We start from the raw sequence: 21918 nt of genomic DNA on the forward strand, positions 1-21918 counted from the left end.
TCCGAGAGTCCGGCGCGCGTGAAAGCCCGAGCTGTTTGAAGTTGCCAACCCGAACCCGTCTTAATTTCAATTCGCACCTTTGCACGCGAGCATTTACCGCCTAGAGTTAAAGTAGATTCTCAACTCTCTGGGAGGTGGGCATGAGGACCGGACCAAGGCAAATGGTGCGCTTGCTGGCGACGCTCCGGCATGCCGCGCACTGCAGGGCGTTACGCGCGGCGGCCGCGCACGAAGCCCAAGGTCGGGAAGAAGCCGATAAAGAGGCCAAGGAGGCCGAAGACAAGGAGCGCAATGCGGTCGCGCCGGATTCCTCGAAACTCCATCGGCGAATACATTGATTTGGTTCAGACGCGCGCCGCGTTTCGATAGGGCGAAAAGCGCCAATGGCCCGCCGGGTCCTTCACCGCGACGGCCCCATGTTCGTGCAGAACTTCGCTGACCGAAGCAGGTTTGATGTCATCCGAGATGCGAATTACAAGTAACGTGCGCTCGCGCATCTCCGGCATTTGCGGCACATCATCTATCTTTCTCGCCGCAGGCTCGTTCGGCACGAAGCGGTTGTGCGCGCCGATTACACCTTGATGTTCACCGTGCGCGACGTATTCCGCGTCGTCTTCACTGTGGGCAGGAAGCGGGAAGGCACCGATTTCGACGTCGTCGTGACCCGAACGATATAAGTGCGTATCGTCGCGGCTCAGTCCTGCAAGTTGCAAGGCGCGCAGTGCTTCATGCCCATCACGATAACAAGCGAACACACCAACTATGATTTGATTCATCGTCGCTTCCTCCAAAGGCATGCGGTTGAGCAAGCCTCAAGCAACTGATTGTTGGACATGCAATGCCGCATTTGATTCGAATTCGATTTGCCGGCATGCACGAGACTCATTCTTCATATGAAGTCAGCAATGGGCATTCCCGCATGACAAATCGAAAGCCTCACGGGCGGGCATACTCGGGACCGTCCGGGTTGCGACCCTAAGCGTCATCGCATAAAGTGTGTGGGCTTGGAGAGCGGTACTCATGCGTCACGCGACGCGCCCTTGACGAGGTTTGATGATGGCGAATGCCCGCGTATGCATGCTTCTGCTGTGCGCGATTGCTGCTGGTCCGGTTTGCGCGGCGTCTTGTTATAGCGATGGCGACGTCGTGACGCTCGAAGGCACGGCCGCACGCCAGGCGCCACGACAAGCCGAAGCCGACGCCAAGCCAGCATGGGTGCTTACGCTCGCGCGCCCCATATGCGTGCTGAGCCAGGCTTCGGGACGAGCCGCGCCACAACAGTCGAATGTATCGACGGTGCAGGTCATCGACGCCATACCGACGGAGAATGCACGCATCCGTCTAACCGGCAAGCTCGTTACCGGCAATGTGAGCGCCTATTACGCGGTGCCGACCGCCATTTGGGTGCTGAAAGAACGCGTGATATCCAACGGCGAGTGAAGCGCCTCAAGCAGCTTTCGCGAGACAGCGCGAATATTCGGCGACGACGAACTGCAACGGCAGGTTGTCGAGCTTGCGTTCTTCGGCAAAGCGCACGATGGCATCGAGTTGCTGGCCGGTGCATCGAAATGCTTGGCGGCGCGGCGCGCAATACGTCTTATTGTTCGTGGTCATGGCAATCCTCTTTCCCGGTTTCTTGAACCTGGACCTTCCCCCGACAGGGGCAGGTCGTCCGACGGTTTAACCGTGGGTGCGCCTGCTCTTTGGTCGCTGCACGTATTTAGCCGCAGCGCCGCCTGGACCACCGCCTGTTGGCGCACATAGTCATCGATGGTCGTTGTGTCTAGCGCAAACGGTGGGCCCGAGCAGTTACGCTGGGTGGGTTTGCGCACAGAGAAAGCGCGCTGAAGGGAAGAGAGACTTGCCTTGCCGTAAGCTGCAACATGGCGAGCGGCGCCGGTTCGCCGCCCGCAGATCTTCGTTTAGCCGTGTTGCTCGACGGGCGTCACATCGAGTTCGAGTTTCTGCGTATTGCGCAGTACCGATACCTTGACCGCTTTGTCGATACGCGAAGCATCGAGCGTGCGCTGAAGTCCATCGACGCTATCGACGCCGACATCGTCCACCGCGACGATCCGGTCGCCCACCTGCAAACCTCCGAGCGCAGCCGGGCTGCCCTTGACGATCTCCATCACATGCACGCCGCTCGTCACCGTCAGCGCGAAGAAGCGTTGCACGCGCCGCGAAATGGGCGTCGTCGTGCCCGCCACGCCAATATAAGCGCGCCGCACCCGGCCATGCGCGAAAATCTGCATGATCGCCCACTTGGCCGTATCGATTGCGGTGGCAAAGGAAATGGCCTGCGCGCCGGAAATGATCGCCGTGTTGACGCCGATCACCTGTCCCGCCGAATTGATGAGTGGTCCGCCCGAATTGCCGGGATTGAGCGCCGCGTCCGTCTGAATGACGTCGTAGATCATGCGGCCTGAAGTGGAGCGCAACGAACGCCCGAGCGCGGATACCACGCCCGTGGTGACGGTCTGCGCAAGCCCGAGCGGATTGCCGACCGCGATGGCGATCTGCCCGACGCGCAAGCTGCCCGAATCGCCGAGTTCGACATGCGGCAGCGGCTCCGGCGAACCGATACGCAGCACCGCGAGATCGCTGCCCGGATCGTCGCCGACGAGATCGGCGTGAAAGCGGCCGCCATCGGCGAGCGTGACCGTGATTCGCGTCGCGCCATGCACGACGTGGCTATTGGTCAGCAAATAGCCATCCGGCGTGAAGATGAAGCCCGAACCGGTGCCGCCGGCCACGCGCCGCGCGCCGTTATGGTCGATATCGCGCTCGACCGAGATGAAAACCACCGCCTGCTGCACGCGTTCGAGCGCGCCGATCACGGTGCGCGAATAGGCATCGAGTAGAGCGGTATCGTCGAGCGTCAGGGCATTCGGCGAAGGTGTGGCGTCCTGCGCACCGCGCGCAAGATCGTCGATGAATTGAGGTCGGCTTCCCATTGCTGGACTCCAGATGAACGTCTGGAAGCGGACATGCGGGGCAAGCCCGCGCTTTTCAAGATGGCGCTGCTCAGGGCGCGCACGTGGCTCGTGCAAGCAAGGCCATCGGGCCGAGCGATTCGACGATCAGGTGCTGTGCGTCGTCGCGCACGAATAGCGAGCCCGCGAAGCCGAGCGCGTTCACCGCGACGCCTTCGACGTGCGACACGCCGCGCGGCACGACGAGCATCCAGCGCCGCGTGACGAGCAGGTTGTAAGGCGCCGATTGATGCGTGCTGCCGGCGACATCGAGCGCTTTCACGCCGATGGCATCGAGTAGTTCGAGATAGATTTCGTGGATGCGTGCCGGCCCGGTTTGAACACCGAGGTCGAGCCACGCGGCGGCATGCGCGAAACCAAGACCGGGCGCACGAAAGACGCCTTCGCCGCGCGCCGCTTCGATGAGCGCTTCGATTGGCAACGCGTGACCATCGAGCGGCAGCGGCACCATTTGCAGATGCTTATGCGGCTGACTCGATCCCGCGACCGAGCCGCCGTTATAGAAGCTCAGGCCATCGAACTGCGCAAGGCATGCAAAGAGCGCGGCGAAGTCGTCGGCGCAAAGCAGCGCTTCCTGAGGTTCGAACGCGCTCGTCACGACGAGCAGATGATGCGCGAGCACGTTGAATTTATTGAGCAAGAGAAAGTGCCGCTCGCCTATATCGCCGACGAAGAGCGCTTCCTCGCACGGCGAAAAGGGATCGCGCCACGGGCTTGCGGCATCGGCGATGGATTTGGCGGCGAGCTTCGACTGTTCTTCCTTCCGGGCGAGATTCGCGACTTGCCGGACGAGAAAGCGCACGCCGCCGTCTTCAATGACGTGCTGCACGGTATCGAAGGAACGCAACGCGCCGCATGACAGTGCTTGAGCGGTGCGTGCCACGACGGTTTGCCAAGAAGGCGCATGTAATGGAAGGAGGTTTTTCATTGGCACTCGAAAGTCGCTTCAATGGCCTATCGTTATTGCCTATTAGCAGTTTGATAAAAACGCTTCATGCGAAAACGCAATCATACAATCTTCAAAGCAAATAAATCGAGAAAATCGAATTGTTAGGATTATTCGGTGTGTCTTTTTGCCGGTTGACTCTATAAAATTTCTTTAACTTGTTCACCAACATTTGAACTGAGCTTGCAGCTCAAGATTAAATGTGGGGGCAAGTAAGAATTCATCCATTTCAGAAGATATCGGATCACTTTAGTGTCCCGTGATTTTCCAATGGATGATTCCTTTTAATCTTGTGTTTTGAGAGGTATAAAAATGCAAAAGATCGATCGCGCCATGCTCGTTCAGGCCAACATCGCTGGCGGCGCCGCCAAGGGTGGGGCTGATTCGTCGTCGAGCACCTCGGTGACCATCAACATTAGCAGCGGCCAAAATTAGTACTGGGCCTCGCGAAACCATAGTCGCAGCTTGTAGCAACAGCGGGACAAACTGCACATTGGATCAAGTCGGCTTAATCATCTCGTATTTGTTTTGTTCATATCTGTATCAAGGAAATATCATGCAAAAGATCGATCGCGCAGCACTCGTGTACTCCAACATCGCCGGCGGCGACTCTAAGGGCTCGACGTCCTCCAGCTCGACCTCGACGGTCAACATCACGATCACGGCATAAGCTTTAACGCTTACCGCCTCTAGTTGTGACGCAGCAAGGGCTGCGCATGAGTGCGCCCTTGCTGTAATGCTTTAAGTCTACGGTTACCACCTGCGCGGTACTACTCGCGCCACGCCTCACCCTTGCCGAATTCAAATCGTTCAAGCGTAGCCGCGTGCATTTCAATGCTGTACCCCGGCTTTTGAGGCGGCATATATCGGCCGTTTTTGATTACGACAGGATCAAGAAAATGCTCATGCAAATGATCGACATATTCGAGCACCCGGTTAGAAAGCGAAGCCGACACGCAGATGTAATCGAAGATCGAAATATGCTGCACGTATTCGCAGAGGCCGACACCACCTGCATGCGGACAAACCGGCACCCCGGCCTTCGCGGCCATCAGCAGCACCACGAGCACTTCGTTCAGGCCGCCTAGCCGGCAACTGTCGATCTGGCAGAAGTCGATAGCCTGCGCTTGCAACAACTGCTTGAAGATCACGCGGTTCTGACAATGTTCGCCGGTTGCAACGCCAATCGGCGCGACACGGCGACGAATGGCGGCGTGACCGAGCACGTCGTCGGGGCTGGTCGGTTCTTCGATCCACCATGGGTCGAACTCCGCGAGCCGGCGCATGTTCGCAATGGCTTCATCGACTTCCCAGACCTGATTGGCATCCATCATCAGTTTGCGGTGCGGACCAATCTCCTCACGGAGAATGCGCGCGCGTCGAATGTCTTCGTCAATACTGCCGCCCACTTTCTGCTTGAAGTGAGTCCAACCTTCGGCAACGCCTTCGCGTGCCAAACGGCGAATCTTGTCGTCGTCGTAACCGAGCCATCCTGCGGACGTGGTGTACGCCGGAAATCCCTGCGCGAGCATTTCCTGTTCGCGTTCGCCCCGCGTTTCCTGATTGCGCTTGAGCAAGGCGAGCGCTTCGGACGGCGTGATCGCGTCGGTGACATAGCGGAAGTCGAGGCATCGCACGAGTTCTTCCGGGCTCATGTCCGCGAGCAGCTTCCACACCGGCTTCTTTTCCGACTTGGCCCACAAGTCCCAGACGGCATTGACCACCGCCGCGGTCGCGAGATGAATAGCGCCCTTGTCCGGACCGATCCAGCGAAGTTGGCTATCGCCCGTGAAGGTTCGCCAGAAGCCGCCCATGTCCGCGGCGATGTCTTCGAGCCGCTTGCCGACGACGAGCGGGGCCAGCGCATGCACCGCCGCGACGACGATTTCCGTGCCGCGTCCAATGGTGAAGGTGAGGCCATGTCCGGCTAAGTCCGGCGTATCGGTTTCGAGGATCACATAGGCGGCCGAATAGTCGGGCGCGGCGTTCATCGCGTCGGAGCCGTCGAGCGAGCGCGAGGTGGGAAAGCGAATGTCTCGTACCGTGAGATTCTTGATCGTGGTCATGCGTGTCTCCTCAAAAGTTGTTGTGACGGCCAACGGAGCGTTCGCGCGGGAAGCTAGGCGTATGCCGAAGCCACCCGGTCCGCTAGCATGTTAGAGGCAAATCGCGCGCGACGTCGGAAGGCCGCGTTACCGCAAAGGACGAATCGGTCTCGGGCGGCGCGTGCGCGAGTTCAAAAATCCCGATGCGCTAAGATCAACGCCTAGGCTTCATCCGCAAACTCCGCCGCCCGGCGAAAGCAAACGACCGTTCACAATCCCGAGGAATAATCCCTGATGCTGCGCCGTGTCGTCTTCAATCAGAAAGGTGGCGTAGGCAAGTCCACCATCGTCTGCAATCTGGCAGCCATCAGCGCATCGCGCGGTCTGCGCACGCTCGTGATCGACCTCGATCCGCAAGGCAACGCGAGCCAATACTTGCTTGGCGCCGACGCCAAGGATGCCAGCCCGAATCTGGCGACGTTCTTCGAATCCGCGCTCAGTTACAGCTTTCGCGAGCCGACTTTCGACTCGTTCGTCCACTCGACGCCGTTCGAAAATCTCGACATCGTGCCGTCGCATCCGAACCTGGACGCGCTTCAGAGCAAGCTCGAGTCGCGCTACAAGATCTACAAGTTGCGCGATGCGCTCAAAGGGCTCGAAAACTACGACGCCGTTTATATCGACACGCCGCCCGCGCTGAACTTCTTCACGCGCTCGGCGCTGATCGCCGTGGACCGCTGCCTCATTCCCTTCGATTGCGACGACTTCTCGCGCCGCGCGCTGTATTCCGTGCTCGAAAACGTGCAGGAGATCAAGCACGACCACAATCCGGAACTGATGGTGGAAGGCATCGTGATCAATCAGTTTCAGCCGCGCGCCAGCCTGCCGCAACGACTCGTGGACGAATTGCGCGGCGAACATTTGCCGGTGCTGGATTCGCACTTGTCGCTCTCGGTGAAGATTCGCGAGAGCCACCAGCACGCGCGGCCCATGATCTATCTCGAACCGCGTCACAAGCTCGCGCAGGAGTATCTGGCGTTGCATACGGAGTTAAGCGGGTAGGCTCATGTCCACTCGGCTTCGTCGTCGCCGGATTGAGGCAGCGTCAGTCCCGATGCGGGCAACGGCAACGCCGTCTTGTAGCGCACCTGCTTGAGCGCGAAGCTCGAACGGATGTTGGCCACGCCCGGCATCTTCGTCAGGCGTTCGAGAATGAAGCGTTCCAGCGCGGCCACGTCGGGCAAGACGACGCGCAAGAGATAGTCGGCGTCGCCCGTCATCAGATAGCACTCCATCACCTCCGGCCGCTCGCTGATCGCCTGCTCGAAGCGCGCGAGCGCGTCCTTTATCTGCTTTTCCAGACTCACCTGAATGAACACGTTGATGCTGAGGCCGAGCGCTTCCGGGCTCAACAACGTGACGTGCTGGCGAAACAGCCCGGCTTTTTCCAGCGCGCGGACGCGGTTGAAGCACGGCGTGGCCGAAAGATTCACCGCGCGCGCCAGTTCCGCGTTCGTGATGCGCGCGTTTTGCTGCAACTGATTCAATATGCCGATATCGATACGATCCAGCCGCTGCCGTGTCTGCGAACTCATGGTCGAAATATTCCGTTATTGAGCACTTTCGAAGAATATCTACACTACAGGAAAGCGCGAAGCCAGCCAAATGAGACGCACATTTTGCGAAGCACTGGATATGCTGTGTAAAACCTCTCTTTGCGCACGCAACGACCCGGAGTCGCGTCATGACCGATTTATCGAGCGGAACCAACCAGCTTCTTTCTCTTGCCAAGGGCCGTGAAGACACAGACCCCGACGAAACCGCCGAGTGGCTGGACGCGCTCGATGCCGTCGTCAAGCACGTGGGAAAGGAGCGGGCGCAGTATCTCTTCGACCGGCTCGCCGAACATGCGCGGTCGGTCGGCGTGGAGTCGGCGCGGGCGCGGGCCACGCCGTATCGCAATACCATTGCGCTCGCGCAGCAGCCGCAGTATCCCGGCAACCTGGATGTCGAGGAGCGCCTTGCCGCCGTGCTGCGCTGGAACGCGCTCGCCATGGTGGTTCGCGCCAACCGCGCTTATGGCGAACTCGGCGGGCATATCGCGAGTTATGCGTCGGCGGCGGATTTGTTCGAAGTCGGCTTCAATCATTTCTTCCGCGCGGCGGATGCGCAAAACGGCGGCGATCTCGTTTATTTTCAGCCGCATTCGTCGCCGGGCGTTTATGCGCGCGCCTATCTCGAAGGCTTTCTCAGCGAAGACCATTTGCGCCATTACCGGCAAGAGATCGCGGGGCCGGGCTTGTGCTCGTATCCGCATCCGTGGCTGATGCCCGACTTCTGGCAATTTCCCACGGGCTCCATGGGCATCGGTCCGATCAACTCGATCTACCAAGCGCGTTTCATGCGCTACCTGCAGAACCGCAATCTGCTGCAAACGGAAGGCCGCAAGGTGTGGGGCTTTTTCGGCGATGGCGAAATGGACGAGCCCGAGTCGATCGGCGCGCTGTCGCTCGCGGCGCGCGAGCAGCTCGACAACCTCGTCTTCGTCATCAATTGCAATCTGCAGCGGCTCGATGGACCGGTCCGCAGTAACGGCCGTATCGTCGATGAACTCGAAGCGCAATTCACGGGCGCGGGCTGGAACGTCATCAAGGTGCTGTGGGGATCGGACTGGGACGCGCTCTTCGAACGCGACCGCACCGGCGCCTTGCTGCGTGCCTTCGCCCATACCGTCGACGGCCAGTTCCAGACTTTCTCCGCCAACGACGGCCGTTACAACCGCGAACGCTTCTTCGGGCAGAACCCGGAACTCGCGTCACTCGTCGCGCATATGTCGGACGAGGACATCGACCGCTTGCGGCGCGGCGGTCACGATGTCCGCAAACTCCACGCGGCCTACGCCAAAGCGCTCGCGCACAAAGGTCAGCCGACCGTGATCCTCGCCAAGACGATGAAGGGCTTTGGCATGGGAACGGTCGGTCAGGGCCGCATGACGACGCATCAGCAGAAGAAGCTCGATCTCGAGGAGTTGAAGGCGTTCCGCGACCGCTTTCGGCTGCCTTTGTCCGATGCCGACGTCGAGCACGTCAAGTTCTACAAGCCCGCCGACGATGCGCCGGAAATGCGCTATCTCCACGAACGCCGTAAAGCGCTCGGCGGTTACTTGCCGCGCCGGCGCGCACGCGCGTCGCAGGCGCTCACGCCGCCCGCGTTGAACACCTGGGCGCAGTTCGCGGTCGATGCCAAGGGCAAGGAAATGTCCACGACAATGGCCTTCGTGCGCATGCTCGGAAGCCTCATGAAAGACGCCGCGATCGGCCCGCGCGTGGTTCCGGTGGTCGCCGACGAAGCGCGCACGTTCGGCATGGCGAACCTTTTTAGGCAGGTTGGCATCTATTCGCCGCTCGGGCAGTTGTACGAGCCAGAAGACATGGGCTCGATGCTCTATTACCGCGAAGACACGCGCGGGCAGATTCTCGAGGAAGGCATCTCGGAGGCGGGCGCGATCTCGTCATGGATCGCGGCGGCAACGTCCTACAGCGTGCACGATCTGCCGATGCTGCCGTTCTATATCTACTACTCGATGTTCGGTTTTCAGCGCATTGGCGACATCATCTTCGCTGCGGCGGATCAGCGTTCGCGCGGCTTTCTCATCGGCGCGACGGCGGGGCGCACGACGCTCGGCGGCGAAGGCTTGCAGCATCAGGACGGTACGAGCCATCTGAGCGCATCGACCATTCCGAACTGCCGCGCTTACGATCCCGCGTTCGCCTACGAAGTCGCCGCGATCGTCGATGAAGGCATGCAGGAAATGATGGTCCGGCAAAACGACGTCTTCTACTACGTCACCGTGACGAACGAAAACTACGCGCAACCGTCCGCGCCCAACGACGCCCTCGACGACGCGACGCGCGACGGCATCCTGCGCGGCATGTATTGCATCGGCGGTGAAGAAAGCGCGGCGCAGGTCCAGTTGCTGGGCTCCGGCGCGATCCTCAACGAAGCCATCGCCGCGCGCACCATGCTCAAGGACGACTGGAACATAGAAGCCGCCGTGTGGAGCGTGACGAGCTATACCGAGTTGCACCGCGATGGCGCGTCGGCCGAACGCATTGCACGCCTTTCCGATGTCGAGGACAACGCGCTCGAGCCCTACGTCACGCGCGCGCTCGCGGCATCCAATGGACCCGTGATCGCGGCCACCGATTACGTGCGCGCCGTGCCGGAACTCATCCGTGCTTACGTGCCGCGCCGTTACGTGACGCTCGGCACGGACGGCTTTGGCCGCAGCGATACGCGCCAGGCGTTGCGCGCGTTCTTCGAAGTGGACCGTGTGGCTATCGTGGTCGCGGCGCTCAAGGCGCTTGCCGATGACGGAACCGTCGACCGCTCCGTGCTTGCACAGGCGCGTGCGAAGTACGAACTCAGTGCGGAAGTGAGCGATGCGCCCTGGTTACGTTGAGCGCGCGGCGGCGAGCAGGGCGCGCACTTCGTCGTCGCTGGTTTGATCGAAATCGGCGTAGAACTGGCCGACGCCTAAAAAGTGCGGCGGACGCAGCACACACACGAAGTCGTCGACGGCCTCCTCGAAACGCGCTTCCGATCTCAGTGGCGCGACGGGCAACGCCGCCACGATGCGCGCGGGCCGTGCGGCGCCCGCATGACGTAACGACAGCGCCGCCGCTTTCATGGTCGCGCCGGTGGCAAGGCCGTCATCCACGATGATCGCCACGCGTCCATTCATATCGAGCGGCCGCCGTTCGCCGCGATAAAGCGTCTCGCGCCGCTCGAGTTCGGCGCGCTCCTGGGCGATCACGCCGTCAAGCGCGTCTTCGGTGACGCCGGCGGCGGCGACTATGCGTTCGTCGAGATAGAAGGCATTGCCGGACGCGATGGCGCCCATCGCGAGTTCGGGCTGCACGGGCACGCCGAGCTTGCGCACGACCAGCACGTCGAGTGCGGCGCGCAAGGCATCCGCGACTTCGAAGGCGACCGGCACGCCGCCGCGAGGCAGCGCGAGCACGGTGACATCGTCGCGGTCGGCATAGTCGCGAAGATACGCGGCCAGTACACGGCCTGCGTCGCGACGGCTTTTGAAGACGGAATCCATGGCAATGGTGCCGCGGGCTGCTTACTTGTCGTTCAAGCATAGTCGTTAAAACCGCTTGCGTAGCCCGTCAAACGCGTGCCGATGTGATAAAACTCAAAGCGGAGCCGGGCGCATGAGCGCGTGTTCCAAAGGGACAGCAGGACAGCAAACTTTCCGGGCCGCGAATATGACCAACGATTCCGATTACGCCGCGCGTCAGCAATCGATCATCGAGGAACTCAAGGTTTCGCCGTCGTTCGATGAAGCCGCCGAAACCGAATTCCGCATCGCGTTTCTCGCCGACTATCTGGAAGCGCAGAAGCTCAAGACCTATGTGCTCGGCATCAGCGGCGGCGTGGATTCGTCGACGGCGGGGCGTCTTGCGCAACTCGCGGTCGAACGCTTGCGCGCGCGCGGCGCCGATGCGCGTTTCATCGCCATGCGCCTTCCTTACGGTGAACAGCGCGACGAAGCCGACGCCCAGCGCGCACTTGCGTTCATCCGGCCCGACGAGACGCTCGTGGTCAACGTAAAGCCCGCAGCGGACGCCATGCTCGCTTCGCTCAACCTCTCGGGCGCGCGCTACATGGACGAGAAGCACGAGGACTTCGTGCTCGGCAACATCAAGGCGCGCCAGCGGATGATCGCGCAATACGCGGTGGCGAGCGCGCGCGTAGGCGTGGTGATCGGCACGGATCACGCGGCGGAGTCCGTGATGGGCTTCTTCACCAAATACGGCGATGGCGGCGCGGATGTCCTGCCGCTTTACGGCCTCGATAAACGCCGCGTGCGCGCGCTTGCCAGATCGCTTGGCGCAAGCGACGAAATCGCCATGAAGGTGCCCACCGCCGATCTAGAAACGCTCACGCCGCAAAAGCCCGACGAAGACAGCTACGGCATCTCTTACGAAGACATCGACGACTTCCTCGAAGGCAAGCGCGTATCCGACGAAGTCTACAAGACCATCTATCGCTTTCACGACGCGACGCATCACAAACGCGTACTGCCAATAACACCTCAGGACGACTGGCGCAAGGGCGCGCTTCGCCACGCCTGAACCGCGTCCGCTTGGACGGCGGGCGCGCACCGGTTACGATATACCCGTCGATTTCATCGCAGGGCGAAACGCTTGAACTCAACAGAGACCGCGACATTCGATCTGCCGCTACCCACGCGTAACTTCGCCCTGACGCGCCGGGTGCTGATGCTCGTGCTGGCCGGCTCGGTCGTCATTCCGTTAGTCTGCCTCAGTATTTATGGCTACTACGACTACGAGCGCCGCTTTTCGGACGCCGAAGAACTTACCGAGCGCCTCTCGCGCGTTGCGAACGAACATGCCATTAAGGTGGTCGATCTCAACCAGCAACTGGAAACGCGCATCGTCGATTTACTGGGCGACAGCGACGACGCCAATATTCAGGGCCGCCAGGAAGCGCTGCATCGCACGCTCGACAGCATGAGCGGGACGCTCGCCCAAGTGGCGGCCATCTCCGTGTTCGGCGCGAATGGCGTTCTGCTGGTCAGCAGCCGCTTCTATCCCGCGCCCGCCGTATCGATTGCAGATCGTGACGACTTTCTGTCCGCCCGCGAAGTCGCGCCCGTCGCGTACTTCTCGCTGCCGCTGCGCGGCAAGGTCGCGAAGTCCGATGTCTTCACCACGACCATGGGCCGCATCAGTCGAGACGGACGCTTTCTCGGCGTCGTGTCGATCGCCCTGAAACGCGCTTATTTCGTCGACTTCTATCGCGAACTCGCGGCGAGCGACAGCGCGCTCGTCATCGGCTTGTACCGGCGCGATGGCGGCATTCTCGCGCGTTATCCCTTGAGCGACGTCGACGCGCAGCCCGCCAACAACACGCCCTTCACCAACGCCTTTCGCAATAACGAAGTCTATGGACAAGCGCGCATGAGTTCGACGGTCGATAACGTCGAGCGGCTCATTGCCTATCGGCGCGTCGGCGACTTTCCGCTCTACGTGGCGACGGGTTACGCGGCTTCCGCCTTGCAAATGCGCTGGCGTCAGCACCTCGGGCTCGTGGCCGCCATCGCGGCGCTGCCTTGCATCGCCGTGTGGCTCTTGATTGCGTTCTCCATTCGCCGTCTGAACGCCGAACAGGTGGCGTGGGAGCAATGGCAGTCGGAAGTCGCTTCGCGGCTGTCGATAGAGGCGTCGAGCAGGCAATTGCAGCGCATGGGCGCGCTTGGCAATCTCGTCGCCAACGTCGCGCACGACTTCAATAACTTGCTGATGGTCGTCGGCTCGAACATGGAACTCGCGCGGCGCAAGCACTTCAACGGCGTGGAAAGCGAAGTCATCGCGGTGGAGCGTGCGACGGCGGGCGCGGAATCGCTTGCGCGCCGCCTGATGAGCGTGGCGCGCAAGCATCCGCAAAAGCAGGAGCTGCTCGATCCATCCAACTGGCTCAAGACCACGCTCGATCTCGTCAAGAGCGCGGTGCCGCCGTCCGTTTCGGTGAAGGTGGAATTGTCGCCGGACTTGTGGCGGGTAAGGGCCGATCCGGTCGAACTGGAGCTGGCGCTGGTCAACATCGCCGTCAATGCAAGCGAGGCCATGTTGCATAGCGGGCGTCTCGTCATCCGTTGCCAGAACGCGCGCGTGCGCAACGGCGAAAGCGACTTGCCCGAAGGCGAATACGTGCTCATTTCCGTGACCGATAACGGCGAAGGAATGAACGAAGAGGTATTGCGTCGCGCCTTCGAGCCGCTTTTCACGACGAAAGAGCGCGGCGCGGGCACGGGCCTCGGCTTGACGCAGGTGCTCGCGGCTTGCGAGCAGGCGGGCGGCACCGCGCGTATCACGAGCGTGCCGGGCTCGGGCACGACCGTGCGGCTTTATCTACCGCGTCATCACGCGTCGGCATCGGTGGCGGTGCCCGTTCCGGTTCACGTTCCGCCTGTGAGCGTGGCGCCCGTGCCGAAGGCCGAAGCGCCGCGCCCGGCGCCATCGTTCAACGACGAAGAGCATCCGCTGCGTGGCTTGACCGTACTCGTTGTCGAAGACAACGTCGATGTCGCCGCCGGCGTGATGGCCGTGCTCGAAGTGCTGGGCTGTGTCGTTCATCACGAAGAGAGCGCGGATGCCGCTTTTGCGCTGCTCGGCGAAGGCTACAGCTTCGACCTGATTCTCTCCGATGTGCAAATGCCCGGTCGCATGAACGGCGTCGATCTGGCCGAGCAGATCACGCAGCGACTGCCCGCGCAGAAGCTCATTCTCATGACAGGCTATGCGGACGAACTGGACCGTGCGAGGCATCTCAATGTGCCGATTCTCGCGAAACCTTTCGACATGGACGATCTCGTCGATGTGGTCGCACCGGGCGTGCCGCACTGAAGACGCCGGGCGGGTGTCTTAGCCCTTGTCGTGAGTGGAGAACCCGCGCGCGCCGACGAGCGGATTGAAGCCTGCGGACTTGCGTTGGCTTGGTTCATCGCTTGCCTTCGATGAACGCGATGCCGTCCCGCTCGAGCTTTTGCTTTTGCCACCGAGCTGATCGAGCAGCGCTTCGTCGTCTTCGGGCGCTTCGTCGGATGACGCCGCAGCCTTGGCGCTCGCGCCGGTGCCCGCCGCGAGATGCTCGACCACCGACATGAAGTCTTTTTGCGCCGATCGCAGTGGGCGGCCCGGCATCATGGTGAGCACCACGGCTTCGTGCACCGAGCGATCGTCGACGGTACGCAGGGAAGCGGCTTCGCTCCAGTCGATCGCGCTGTTCGCGTAAGCCGCGATCACCTGATGCAACACGGCAGGCGAAAGCACGCCGGCGTCGTAGAGGCCGACGATCTGCCGTTCGGCGAGCGCGAACAAGCTCGATGTGACGGCCTTCGCCTTGGGCTTGCGCGCGGCCATTTACTTCGCAGCCGGCGCAACGCGCCATACGCTATTGCCGACATCATCCGCGACGAGCAACGCGCCGCTGTGGTCCACCGCGACGCCGACGGGACGGCCGAGCGCGTGGCCATCGGTGGAGAGAAAGCCTGTCAGTATGTCTTCGGGTGGACCGGATGGCTTGCCGTCATCGAACGGAACGAACACGACCTTATAGCCGCTCCTCGGCTTGCGATTCCACGAACCATGCTGACCGATGAACGCGCCGCTCCAGTAATGCTGCGGGAACGCTTTGGCATCGTAAAACGTGAGTCCGAGCGATGCCGTATGCGCACCGAGTGCATAGTCCGGCGGGATTGCCGACAGCACGAGCTCATCGCGCTGCGGCTTCACGCGGTCATCCACATGCTGGCCGTAATAGCTGTACGGCCAGCCGTAGAAGGCGCCGTCTTTGACCGAGGTCATATAGTCGGGCACGAGGTCGTCGCCGAGTTCGTCGCGCTCGTTGACCACGGTCCATAGCGCGCCGCTTTGCGGTTGCCACGACATGCCGTTCGGGTTGCGCAAGCCCGTGGCGAAGAGGCGTGTCTGCTTCGATTCGATATCGACTTCCATGATCGCCGCGCGGCCGCTTTCGGCATCGATACCGTTTTCCGCGGCGTTGCTGTTCGAGCCGACCGTCACGTAAAGCCGCTTGCCGTCCTGACTCGCGATGATGTTTTTGGTCCAGTGATGGTTGATCGGGCCAGCAGGCAAGTCGATGAACTTCTCTCCCGGTGTCGTGATCTGCGTGGCGCCCGGTTCGTACTTGTAGCGCATGACGGCGTCCGTGTCGGCGACATAGAGATCGTCACCGACTAGCACCATGCCGAACGGAGAATGCAGCTTGTCGATGAACACCGTGCGCGTTTCCGCTATGCCGTCCCCGTCCGAGTCACGCAAGAGGACGATGCGATCAGGACTCGGCACCGCCGCGCCCGCGCGCTTCATCACCTTCTTCATCACGAGGCCTTTGATGCCCGCGTTTGTATCGTGCTGCGCGGGCGCATTGCTTTCCGCGACGAGCACATCGCCGTTGGGAAGCGTGGCGAGCCAGCGCGGATGATCTAGACCGGTTGCGTAAGGCGTAACGTTGAACCCTGCGGCCGCAATGGGCATTTGTCCTTGCTGCCAGGGCTTGGCAGGCGCGATGTTCACGGTTGGCAACATCGACTTATGCGGCGCGGGCAGGGAAGGGTCCGGGCCGAAGCCAGGCGCGTAGTCGTCGGCCATTGCAGCAGTATTCGTGGCCGCAAGCGCCACGAGCAGCGCAGCGGTACGCGTGAGAGGGTGCAGGTTCAAGCTGGTCTCCAGGAGATTGGCAGGGACTGCAACGCTGAGAGTCGTCTCAGCCGCCGCCAATACCTTGCGTCACCTTGCCCGTGCCGCCGCATGTGTCGCACTTCTCGCCGTCGAGCTTGCCCGAGCCGTTGCAGGCCGGACACAGGTCTTCGCCGGTTCCGGGCACGCCGGGTTCGGCTTCGTCGCCGGGGCTGAGCGGTGGGTCTTCAATCATGGTGTCTCCTGTCTGCTGCGGTAGGTAATCCACGAGCGAGCAAGAGTCGTTCCCTCGATAGAACGGTCTCCCGATCAGGTGCGCCCCGATGCTCAGACGAATACGCAGCACTAGCCGTTGATATAACGGCGGACAACGTCAGCCTTGATCGATCGTGTTGCAGTGGCTCGCATTGCGCGAGCCCGTGTTTCAAGGCTTGCGTCCGAATGCTTCGCGCAGCCGCTTCTTGGCGCGCTCCAGCGTGCTGCGGCGTGACTTCGGCAAATTGCGCCCGGCGCGGTTGATATAAAAATTCAGCATCGCCATGGCCGATTGAAACGGCGAGCCCTTGCGACGCTTGCTTCTGGTCGACGAGCGCTTCAACGAATCCGCGATCTCGTCCGCGTTACCGGTCTTGAAGATACTTCCCTCGATATCCATTGCGTCGCTAGTCTCCATCACATGATGCGACCAGCGTTTGGGCGAGGGTTTCGCTGTCGACTTTTTACGGGTGGTAGCGAGGCCGTGTCGCTGACGCGTGCTGTTCGACTTGCCGCGAGGCTTCGCCTTGCTCGTCCTCGTCTTGGTCTTTCGAGTTGCCATAGCCTATTCCTCTTAAGCCAAATAATTTCTGCGTTGTGTCGAGCAATGGGGCGGCGCGCCATCGACCGTTTAGCTACTCACAACGCGCCGTGCGGCATCGAGCGTGATCGGCTCGCGCATGGCTTCGGCAAGCCGGCCTATGGCGGCTTCATGCCCGCATCCGACCACCGCGCGAACCTCGCCATCTTTCAGCAGGTAAGCGATGAACTGCTGCTGATCGAGATCGCCATCTATTTCGACGCGCTCGGGTTCGCTGACGTGGCCGAGATACTCGAAGTTCTTGTCGTAATGAAAGGTCCAGAAAAAAGGCACGCCGGTGTATTCGCGTGCGATGCCCGCCATGTTGTACGCCGCCACGCGCGCATGTTGCTGGGCGACGCGCCAATGTTCGATGCGACCCATTGCACCGGCACGTGGCAACGGAAAGCGCGCGATGTCGCCCGCTGCGTAGAGACTCGGCGCGGCAAGCATCGACGCATCGACTTCCATGCCTTCGTCGTCGCCCATCGTGACGCCAGTGATGAAGTCCGTAGCCGGCGTCACGCCCGTTCCCGCAATCACGACATTGGCCTGTAGCCGTTCGCCGGATTCGAGCAGCACTTCGCGCACGGCGTCGTCGCCTTCGAACGCGCTGACATGCGTATCCATATGGAACGTCACGCCGTTTTGTTCATGCATGCGCTTGAACATCTCGCCGATGCGCGTACCGAACTGCTTTGCGAATGGCACCTTGCCGGGCGCGACGACAGTGACTTCAATTTTGCGCTTACGAAGACACGAAGCCACTTCCAGACCGATGAAACTCGCCCCGACGATCACGACGCGCACAGGTGATTGCACTGCATCGAGCGATGCAAGAATCTCTTTTGCATGTTCGCGATTGCGCAGCAGATGGATATGCTTCAGATTCGAGCCCGGCGCCTTGAGCGGCTTGGGCGTGCCGCCCGTGCAAACGAGCGCGGCGTCGTAATCGACTGTCCGACCGCTGGCGAATTCGGCTTGCTTGTTGCTCGCGTCGAGTCGCACGGCGCGTGTCAATTCGCGTTCGATCTTTTGAGCGTCGAAGAAATCGTCGTCGAGAAGGGGCGGAACATCGTCGGGCGGCATGTCGCCTGACAGCACGAACTTGCTTAGCGAAGTGCGATCGTAAGGCTCGCGTGCATCGTCGCCAGCGAGCACGATACGCCCGCTGAAGCCGGCTTCGCGCAGCGCCGCGCATGCCGCGGCGCCTGCGGCGCCCGCGCCGACGATGAGCATGGTCTTATCCGCGCCATGCTCGTCTTGCGTCTTCGGCGCTTCGGCACCGAGCGAGACAAATACATCGCCATTCGACACGGTGACCGGATAACGCGTCAGACCTTTGAGCGCCGGCGGCTCGACGAGACTGCCATCACTGATTTCAAACGTGCCCTTGTGCCACGGGCAAACGATGCGGCCGTTGCAGATCGCGCCTTCTTCGAGCGGCGCGCCTGCATGCGGACAGTCGGGTGAAAAGGCGTGCACGGCCTGACCGTCGCGCACGAGAAGAATCGGTGTTTCGCTCGCATCGTGCTTGATGCACACACGCGTGCCGTGCCCGGTGGGCAAGTCGTCCACGCGAGCGACCTTATGTTGGGAAGGGGACATTGCACTCTCCGGTGTCTATCCCGGAGCAGGAAGCAATTCCCGGACCGCTTGCCAACTGAATGCTTGGATTAGAGCGCCTCAGTGACCGCGCGCAAAAACTGCTTGGTGCGTTCATGTTGCGGCGCGGTGAAGAACTGTTGCGGCGCGGCCTGCTCGATGATCTTTCCTTCTGAGAAGAAGCAGACGCGATCCGCGAAGTCTTTTGCAAAGCCCATCTGATGTGTGACCATCAACATGGTGAGGTTATGTTCGGAGCCTAAGCGCCGAATGACATTGAGGACCTCACCGCAGAGTTCGGGATCGAGCGCGGAGGTCACTTCGTCGAAGAGCATGATTTTAGGGCGCATGGCAAGCGCCCGCGCGATGGCTACGCGTTGCTGCTGTCCACCCGACAATTGCGAAGGATAGTGACCGCATTTTTCCGACAAACCGACCATGGATAGCAACTCGCGTCCACGTTCGATTGCTTCCTTCTTCGAAAGACCTAGCACGCTCGTAGGCGCTTCAATGACGTTCGTGAGCGCGGTCATGTGCGGGAACAGGTTGAAGCTCTGAAACACCATGCCGATCTTGCTGCGCACTTGCCGCACATGTCGTTGCGACGCGGGTACGAGCTTGCCGCCGCGCATCTCATGCGTGAGAGACTCGCCATCGACTTCGATCACGCCGTCGGTCAAGGGATCGAGCGTCATCAACACGCGCAGCAGCGTGGATTTCCCCGAGCCGCTCGGCCCGATGATCGCGACCTTCTCGTTACGCGCGATATCCAGATCGAGTCCATCGAGTACGGTAAGCGCGCCGTATCGCTTCGTCACGTTGCGAAAGCGCACCATCGGCGTATTGGCTTGCGCGTCGGCGGCTTCGCCTAACGACGGGTCGAGGTCTCGTTTCATCTGTTGCTCCTTGATTTCCATTACCGTGCGCCATCCGCCGGGTTAGCCATCGTGTCTCCGCGCGAAATCATGGCAACCTGACCCGCCGTTCGAGGTGACGCACGCCCGAAGCGAAGGTCACGCTGATGATCAGAAAGAAGACGCCCGTCATGGTGATCGGTTCGAGATAGCGGAAGGTTTCCGAGCCGATATTCTTCGCCTGCTGCATCAGTTCGACGACGGTAATGGCCGACAACACGGGCGTGTCCTTGAACATGGCGACGAGGTAATTGCCGAGTGCGGGAATCACGGGACGAATGGCCTGCGGCAGAATCACGCCGCCATACGTGCGCCAGGGCGACAACGACAGCGCACAGGCCGCTTCCCATTGTCCACGCGCGACGCCGTTGAGTCCTGCGCGATAAACCTCCGACACGTAACACGCATAGTGCACGGCAATGCCGATGGTGCCCGCCATCAACGCCGACATGGTGAGTCCATAAAGCGGCGCAACGTAGAAGAGCACATACACCTGAATCAAAAGCGGCGTGCTGCGAATAAACTCGATGAAGAAAGCCGTCGCCTTCGAGACGAAAACGATCTCGCTGCGTCGCAGTATTGCGAGCATGAGGCCCAGCACCAGCGCGATGGCAAACCCCACGAGCGTGATGCCGATGGTGTATGTCGCGGCGTGCAGCAGTTCCGGCAGGATATGCAGCGCGTATTTCACATCGAAGAGTTGACCGAATGTCGTCATGATGCGGCCCTCGGCACGACGCGACGAACGGCGACGTGACTGCTTACACGGCGCTCGAAGTGACGCATCACCGTGACGATGATCTGCGCCAGTACGAAGTAGATCAGCAGCGTCAGCCCGAAGATTTCCGCTGTCTTGAAGGTCGCTTCATCGAGTTGTCGCGCGCGGAACGTCAGGTCCGAAAGCGTGATCAGCGACACGAGCGACGTCCCTTTGAGTAATTCGATCATGAGGTTCGTGGCGGGCGGCAGTGCGTTGATCATGGCTTGAGGCAACACGACGCGGCGTAGCCTGACCCGTGCCGGCATGTTGAGTGCCAGTGCTGCTTCGTATTGTCCGCCTGCCACCGAGTGCAATGCGCCGCGCAGAATCTCGGAGCCATAAGCGCCGTAATGCAAACCCAAACCAACGATGGCCACGGTAAAGGGCGTCAACTGAATACTGAAGGGCGGCAAGGGCAGCACGAAGAACAGCCAAAACAATTGCACCAGCAAGGACGTGCCGCGAAAGATTTCGACATAGACATTTCCAAGCCAGCGCAGGGCACGATAAGGCGCTTCGCGCAGCGTCGTTGCGATGCCCGCCATGACGATCGCAAGCATGATGCTGAGCACGGCGATCTGGATCGTGACGAGCGTGCCTTTCCACATCAGCGGCAGTAGCTCATTGAGATCACTCATGACGGTTCCTCGCTAAATGAACGACGCGACGCGCGCCTGTACTGAATGTATCTTTGCTCAACCGCCGCAAAGTTCAGGCGCTTTCTTCGTGGTCAGATTCGTCTTGTCGAAGCCGAACGGCCCCACCGTTTTCAGATGATTGTCCGTGCCGAGCCAGGCATGGAGTTCCTTGTTGACCGCATCGCGCAGATCGGTATCTTCGGGGCGAAAGGCGAGGGCGCCATAACCCGTATGCTTCGGGTCGTCGTTGAACTGGCTTGTTGCTTCGACTAGCGGGCCGCCCTTCGTCGCAAGACCCTTCATGGTGAGCGAGGTGCCAACGGCTGCATCGGCGCGGCGTGCGCGCACGGCCTGCAATTGCGCGGTGGTATCGGGCACCTGAAGAATCTGATCGTCCTTGATGCCCGCCTCGCGTGCATAACCGAGTTCCGCCGTGCCGGCCATTACTGCGAGTTTCGTGTCGCCTTGCTTGGCGACATCGGCGTAACTGTGAAGGTTTTTGGGGTTGCCCTTGAGCGTCAGCAACGTGTCGGGAATCTGATATTGCGGATCCGCGAAAGCAACCTGCTTGCAGCGCTCGGGCGTAATGTACATGCCCGCTGCAATCACATCGAAACGGCCTGCCTTGAGGCCCGGAATGAGCGCGCCCCATTCGGTCAGCACCGCATCGACTTTCTTGACGCCCAGTTTGGCGAATACTTTCTTGGCGATTTCCGGCGATTCGCCCGTCACGGTGCCGTCGGCCGTCGTATAGGCGAAGGGCGTTTCGTTCGCATAGCCGATGCGCACCTCGCCGGTGCGTTGAATTCGTTGCAAGGTGGTTTCCGCGGCAGCGCCCGCGCTGAAGGCACTCAAGCTCGCCGCGGCGACGCATGCGGCCACCAGCATTCCAGACAGTCGTTTGGTCTTCATAGCGTTTTCCG

The 21918-nt window shown here is 61.0% G+C and carries 23 protein-coding genes; 7 read left to right on the forward strand and 16 right to left on the reverse strand.

From position 1 onward, the window contains the following. Positions 1–161: 161 nt before the first annotated feature. Positions 162–338 carry a hypothetical protein gene (locus tag LDZ28_RS16345; protein WP_244829438.1) on the forward strand — a complete coding sequence of 59 codons (177 nt, stop codon included), beginning with the start codon at positions 162–164 and terminating at the stop codon, positions 336–338. Between the two features lie 6 nt (positions 339–344). Here LDZ28_RS16345 and LDZ28_RS16350 read toward each other — a convergent pair whose 3' ends face one another. Then, on the reverse strand, positions 345–809 hold the full coding sequence (locus tag LDZ28_RS16350) for a hypothetical protein (RefSeq protein WP_244829439.1): 465 nt from the start codon (positions 807–809) through the stop codon (positions 345–347). A gap of 244 nt (positions 810–1053) precedes the next feature. Here LDZ28_RS16350 and LDZ28_RS16355 point away from each other — a divergent pair, with 244 nt between their 5' ends. Beyond that, positions 1054–1440, forward strand: coding sequence for a hypothetical protein (locus LDZ28_RS16355; protein ID WP_244829440.1), 387 nt, complete (start codon positions 1054–1056; stop codon positions 1438–1440). A gap of 6 nt (positions 1441–1446) precedes the next feature. Here LDZ28_RS16355 and LDZ28_RS16360 read toward each other — a convergent pair whose 3' ends face one another. From LDZ28_RS16360 to LDZ28_RS16370, 3 genes are all read right to left on the reverse strand, one after another. Then, the gene (locus LDZ28_RS16360; RefSeq protein ID WP_244829441.1) at positions 1447–1614 is read right to left on the reverse strand and encodes a hypothetical protein; all 168 of its coding nucleotides are present in this window, start codon (positions 1612–1614) and stop codon (positions 1447–1449) included. 308 nt (positions 1615–1922) lie between these two features. Next, a complete protein-coding gene (locus LDZ28_RS16365; protein ID WP_244829442.1) occupies positions 1923–2957 on the reverse strand; it encodes a S1C family serine protease in 1035 nt (344 codons plus the stop codon). Positions 2958–3027: 70 nt separating this feature from the next. After that, a complete protein-coding gene (locus LDZ28_RS16370) occupies positions 3028–3924 on the reverse strand; it encodes a DUF4922 domain-containing protein (RefSeq protein ID WP_244829443.1) in 897 nt (298 codons plus the stop codon). Positions 3925–4254: 330 nt separating this feature from the next. Here LDZ28_RS16370 and LDZ28_RS32665 point away from each other — a divergent pair, with 330 nt between their 5' ends. Further along, positions 4255–4377, forward strand: a complete 123-nt coding sequence (locus LDZ28_RS32665) for a hypothetical protein (RefSeq protein WP_255784623.1) — start codon at positions 4255–4257, stop codon at positions 4375–4377. Between the two features lie 335 nt (positions 4378–4712). On the opposite strand, the gene LDZ28_RS16375 is transcribed toward LDZ28_RS32665, so the two are convergent. Beyond that, positions 4713–6008, reverse strand: a complete 1296-nt coding sequence (locus LDZ28_RS16375) for an L-fuconate dehydratase (RefSeq protein WP_244829444.1) — start codon at positions 6006–6008, stop codon at positions 4713–4715. A 276-nt stretch (positions 6009–6284) separates the two neighbouring features. Between LDZ28_RS16375 and LDZ28_RS16380 the strand changes: the two genes are divergently transcribed. Further along, the gene (locus LDZ28_RS16380; protein ID WP_244829690.1) at positions 6285–7049 is read left to right on the forward strand and encodes a ParA family protein; all 765 of its coding nucleotides are present in this window, start codon (positions 6285–6287) and stop codon (positions 7047–7049) included. A 2-nt stretch (positions 7050–7051) separates the two neighbouring features. Here LDZ28_RS16380 and LDZ28_RS16385 read toward each other — a convergent pair whose 3' ends face one another. Continuing rightward, positions 7052–7582, reverse strand: a complete 531-nt coding sequence (locus tag LDZ28_RS16385; RefSeq protein ID WP_244829445.1) for an Lrp/AsnC family transcriptional regulator — start codon at positions 7580–7582, stop codon at positions 7052–7054. Between the two features lie 149 nt (positions 7583–7731). On the opposite strand from LDZ28_RS16385, the gene mdeB reads away from it, so the two are divergent. Further along, complete coding sequence (gene mdeB / locus LDZ28_RS16390; RefSeq protein WP_244829446.1) at positions 7732–10449, forward strand: alpha-ketoglutarate dehydrogenase; 2718 nt, start codon at positions 7732–7734, stop codon at positions 10447–10449. Here the strand turns inward: mdeB and LDZ28_RS16395 are convergent. Then, positions 10441–11097, reverse strand: coding sequence for a phosphoribosyltransferase (locus LDZ28_RS16395; RefSeq protein WP_244829447.1), 657 nt, complete (start codon positions 11095–11097; stop codon positions 10441–10443). The two genes, mdeB and LDZ28_RS16395, sit on opposite strands and share 9 nt — an antisense overlap. Before the next feature lie 166 nt (positions 11098–11263). On the opposite strand from LDZ28_RS16395, the gene nadE reads away from it, so the two are divergent. Continuing rightward, complete coding sequence (gene nadE, locus LDZ28_RS16400; RefSeq protein ID WP_244829448.1) at positions 11264–12133, forward strand: ammonia-dependent NAD(+) synthetase; 870 nt, start codon at positions 11264–11266, stop codon at positions 12131–12133. Between the two features lie 72 nt (positions 12134–12205). Beyond that, positions 12206–14428 carry a hybrid sensor histidine kinase/response regulator gene (locus LDZ28_RS16405; RefSeq protein WP_244829449.1) on the forward strand — a complete coding sequence of 741 codons (2223 nt, stop codon included), beginning with the start codon at positions 12206–12208 and terminating at the stop codon, positions 14426–14428. 18 nt (positions 14429–14446) lie between these two features. On the opposite strand, the gene LDZ28_RS16410 is transcribed toward LDZ28_RS16405, so the two are convergent. The 9 genes from LDZ28_RS16410 to ehuB all read right to left on the reverse strand — a co-directional run bounded on the left by LDZ28_RS16410 (position 14447) and on the right by ehuB (position 21907). Continuing rightward, complete coding sequence (locus LDZ28_RS16410; protein ID WP_244829450.1) at positions 14447–14944, reverse strand: hypothetical protein; 498 nt, start codon at positions 14942–14944, stop codon at positions 14447–14449. After that, a complete protein-coding gene (locus LDZ28_RS16415; RefSeq protein ID WP_244829691.1) occupies positions 14945–16195 on the reverse strand; it encodes a sorbosone dehydrogenase family protein in 1251 nt (416 codons plus the stop codon). Positions 16196–16310: 115 nt separating this feature from the next. Further along, on the reverse strand, positions 16311–16478 hold the full coding sequence (locus LDZ28_RS16420) for a hypothetical protein (RefSeq protein WP_244829451.1): 168 nt from the start codon (positions 16476–16478) through the stop codon (positions 16311–16313). 189 nt (positions 16479–16667) lie between these two features. Next, the gene (locus LDZ28_RS16425) at positions 16668–17060 is read right to left on the reverse strand and encodes a DUF3175 domain-containing protein (protein ID WP_244829452.1); all 393 of its coding nucleotides are present in this window, start codon (positions 17058–17060) and stop codon (positions 16668–16670) included. A gap of 69 nt (positions 17061–17129) precedes the next feature. Continuing rightward, a complete protein-coding gene (locus LDZ28_RS16430; RefSeq protein WP_244829453.1) occupies positions 17130–18686 on the reverse strand; it encodes an FAD-dependent oxidoreductase in 1557 nt (518 codons plus the stop codon). Positions 18687–18754: 68 nt separating this feature from the next. Beyond that, positions 18755–19579, reverse strand: coding sequence for an ectoine/hydroxyectoine ABC transporter ATP-binding protein EhuA (gene ehuA, locus LDZ28_RS16435; RefSeq protein ID WP_284503357.1), 825 nt, complete (start codon positions 19577–19579; stop codon positions 18755–18757). A 67-nt stretch (positions 19580–19646) separates the two neighbouring features. Further along, positions 19647–20315 carry an ectoine/hydroxyectoine ABC transporter permease subunit EhuD gene (gene ehuD, locus LDZ28_RS16440; protein ID WP_244829454.1) on the reverse strand — a complete coding sequence of 223 codons (669 nt, stop codon included), beginning with the start codon at positions 20313–20315 and terminating at the stop codon, positions 19647–19649. Further along, positions 20312–20995, reverse strand: coding sequence for an ectoine/hydroxyectoine ABC transporter permease subunit EhuC (gene ehuC, locus LDZ28_RS16445; protein ID WP_244829455.1), 684 nt, complete (start codon positions 20993–20995; stop codon positions 20312–20314). Before ehuC ends, ehuD begins: the two co-directional genes overlap by 4 nt. Positions 20996–21052: 57 nt before the next feature. After that, positions 21053–21907 carry an ectoine/hydroxyectoine ABC transporter substrate-binding protein EhuB gene (gene ehuB / locus LDZ28_RS16450; RefSeq protein ID WP_244829456.1) on the reverse strand — a complete coding sequence of 285 codons (855 nt, stop codon included), beginning with the start codon at positions 21905–21907 and terminating at the stop codon, positions 21053–21055. Positions 21908–21918 lie beyond the last annotated feature (11 nt).

The organism is Caballeronia sp. TF1N1, assembly GCF_022878925.1.
Lineage (GTDB): Bacteria > Pseudomonadota > Gammaproteobacteria > Burkholderiales > Burkholderiaceae > Caballeronia.

Excerpts from the sequence above, each read along its gene's own strand:
- nadE (WP_244829448.1), top strand. The coding sequence starts at position 11,264 with ATGACCAACGATTCCGATTACGCCGCGCGTCAGCAATCGATCATCGAG.
- LDZ28_RS16415 (WP_244829691.1), bottom strand. The coding sequence starts at position 16,195 with ATGGCCGACGACTACGCGCCTGGCTTCGGCCCGGACCCTTCCCTGCCC.
- LDZ28_RS32665 (WP_255784623.1), top strand. The coding sequence starts at position 4,255 with ATGCAAAAGATCGATCGCGCCATGCTCGTTCAGGCCAACATCGCTGGC.
- LDZ28_RS16375 (WP_244829444.1), bottom strand. The coding sequence starts at position 6,008 with ATGACCACGATCAAGAATCTCACGGTACGAGACATTCGCTTTCCCACC.
- LDZ28_RS16425 (WP_244829452.1), bottom strand. The coding sequence starts at position 17,060 with ATGGCAACTCGAAAGACCAAGACGAGGACGAGCAAGGCGAAGCCTCGC.
- ehuB (WP_244829456.1), bottom strand. The coding sequence starts at position 21,907 with ATGAAGACCAAACGACTGTCTGGAATGCTGGTGGCCGCATGCGTCGCC.
- ehuA (WP_284503357.1), bottom strand. The coding sequence starts at position 19,579 with ATGAAACGAGACCTCGACCCGTCGTTAGGCGAAGCCGCCGACGCGCAA.
- LDZ28_RS16370 (WP_244829443.1), bottom strand. The coding sequence starts at position 3,924 with ATGAAAAACCTCCTTCCATTACATGCGCCTTCTTGGCAAACCGTCGTG.
- LDZ28_RS16360 (WP_244829441.1), bottom strand. The coding sequence starts at position 1,614 with ATGACCACGAACAATAAGACGTATTGCGCGCCGCGCCGCCAAGCATTT.
- LDZ28_RS16385 (WP_244829445.1), bottom strand. The coding sequence starts at position 7,582 with ATGAGTTCGCAGACACGGCAGCGGCTGGATCGTATCGATATCGGCATA.
- mdeB (WP_244829446.1), top strand. The coding sequence starts at position 7,732 with ATGACCGATTTATCGAGCGGAACCAACCAGCTTCTTTCTCTTGCCAAG.
- LDZ28_RS16355 (WP_244829440.1), top strand. The coding sequence starts at position 1,054 with ATGATGGCGAATGCCCGCGTATGCATGCTTCTGCTGTGCGCGATTGCT.
- ehuD (WP_244829454.1), bottom strand. The coding sequence starts at position 20,315 with ATGACGACATTCGGTCAACTCTTCGATGTGAAATACGCGCTGCATATC.
- LDZ28_RS16420 (WP_244829451.1), bottom strand. The coding sequence starts at position 16,478 with ATGATTGAAGACCCACCGCTCAGCCCCGGCGACGAAGCCGAACCCGGC.
- ehuC (WP_244829455.1), bottom strand. The coding sequence starts at position 20,995 with ATGAGTGATCTCAATGAGCTACTGCCGCTGATGTGGAAAGGCACGCTC.
- LDZ28_RS16410 (WP_244829450.1), bottom strand. The coding sequence starts at position 14,944 with ATGGCCGCGCGCAAGCCCAAGGCGAAGGCCGTCACATCGAGCTTGTTC.
- LDZ28_RS16395 (WP_244829447.1), bottom strand. The coding sequence starts at position 11,097 with ATGGATTCCGTCTTCAAAAGCCGTCGCGACGCAGGCCGTGTACTGGCC.
- LDZ28_RS16345 (WP_244829438.1), top strand. The coding sequence starts at position 162 with ATGGTGCGCTTGCTGGCGACGCTCCGGCATGCCGCGCACTGCAGGGCG.
- LDZ28_RS16430 (WP_244829453.1), bottom strand. The coding sequence starts at position 18,686 with ATGTCCCCTTCCCAACATAAGGTCGCTCGCGTGGACGACTTGCCCACC.
- LDZ28_RS16365 (WP_244829442.1), bottom strand. The coding sequence starts at position 2,957 with ATGGGAAGCCGACCTCAATTCATCGACGATCTTGCGCGCGGTGCGCAG.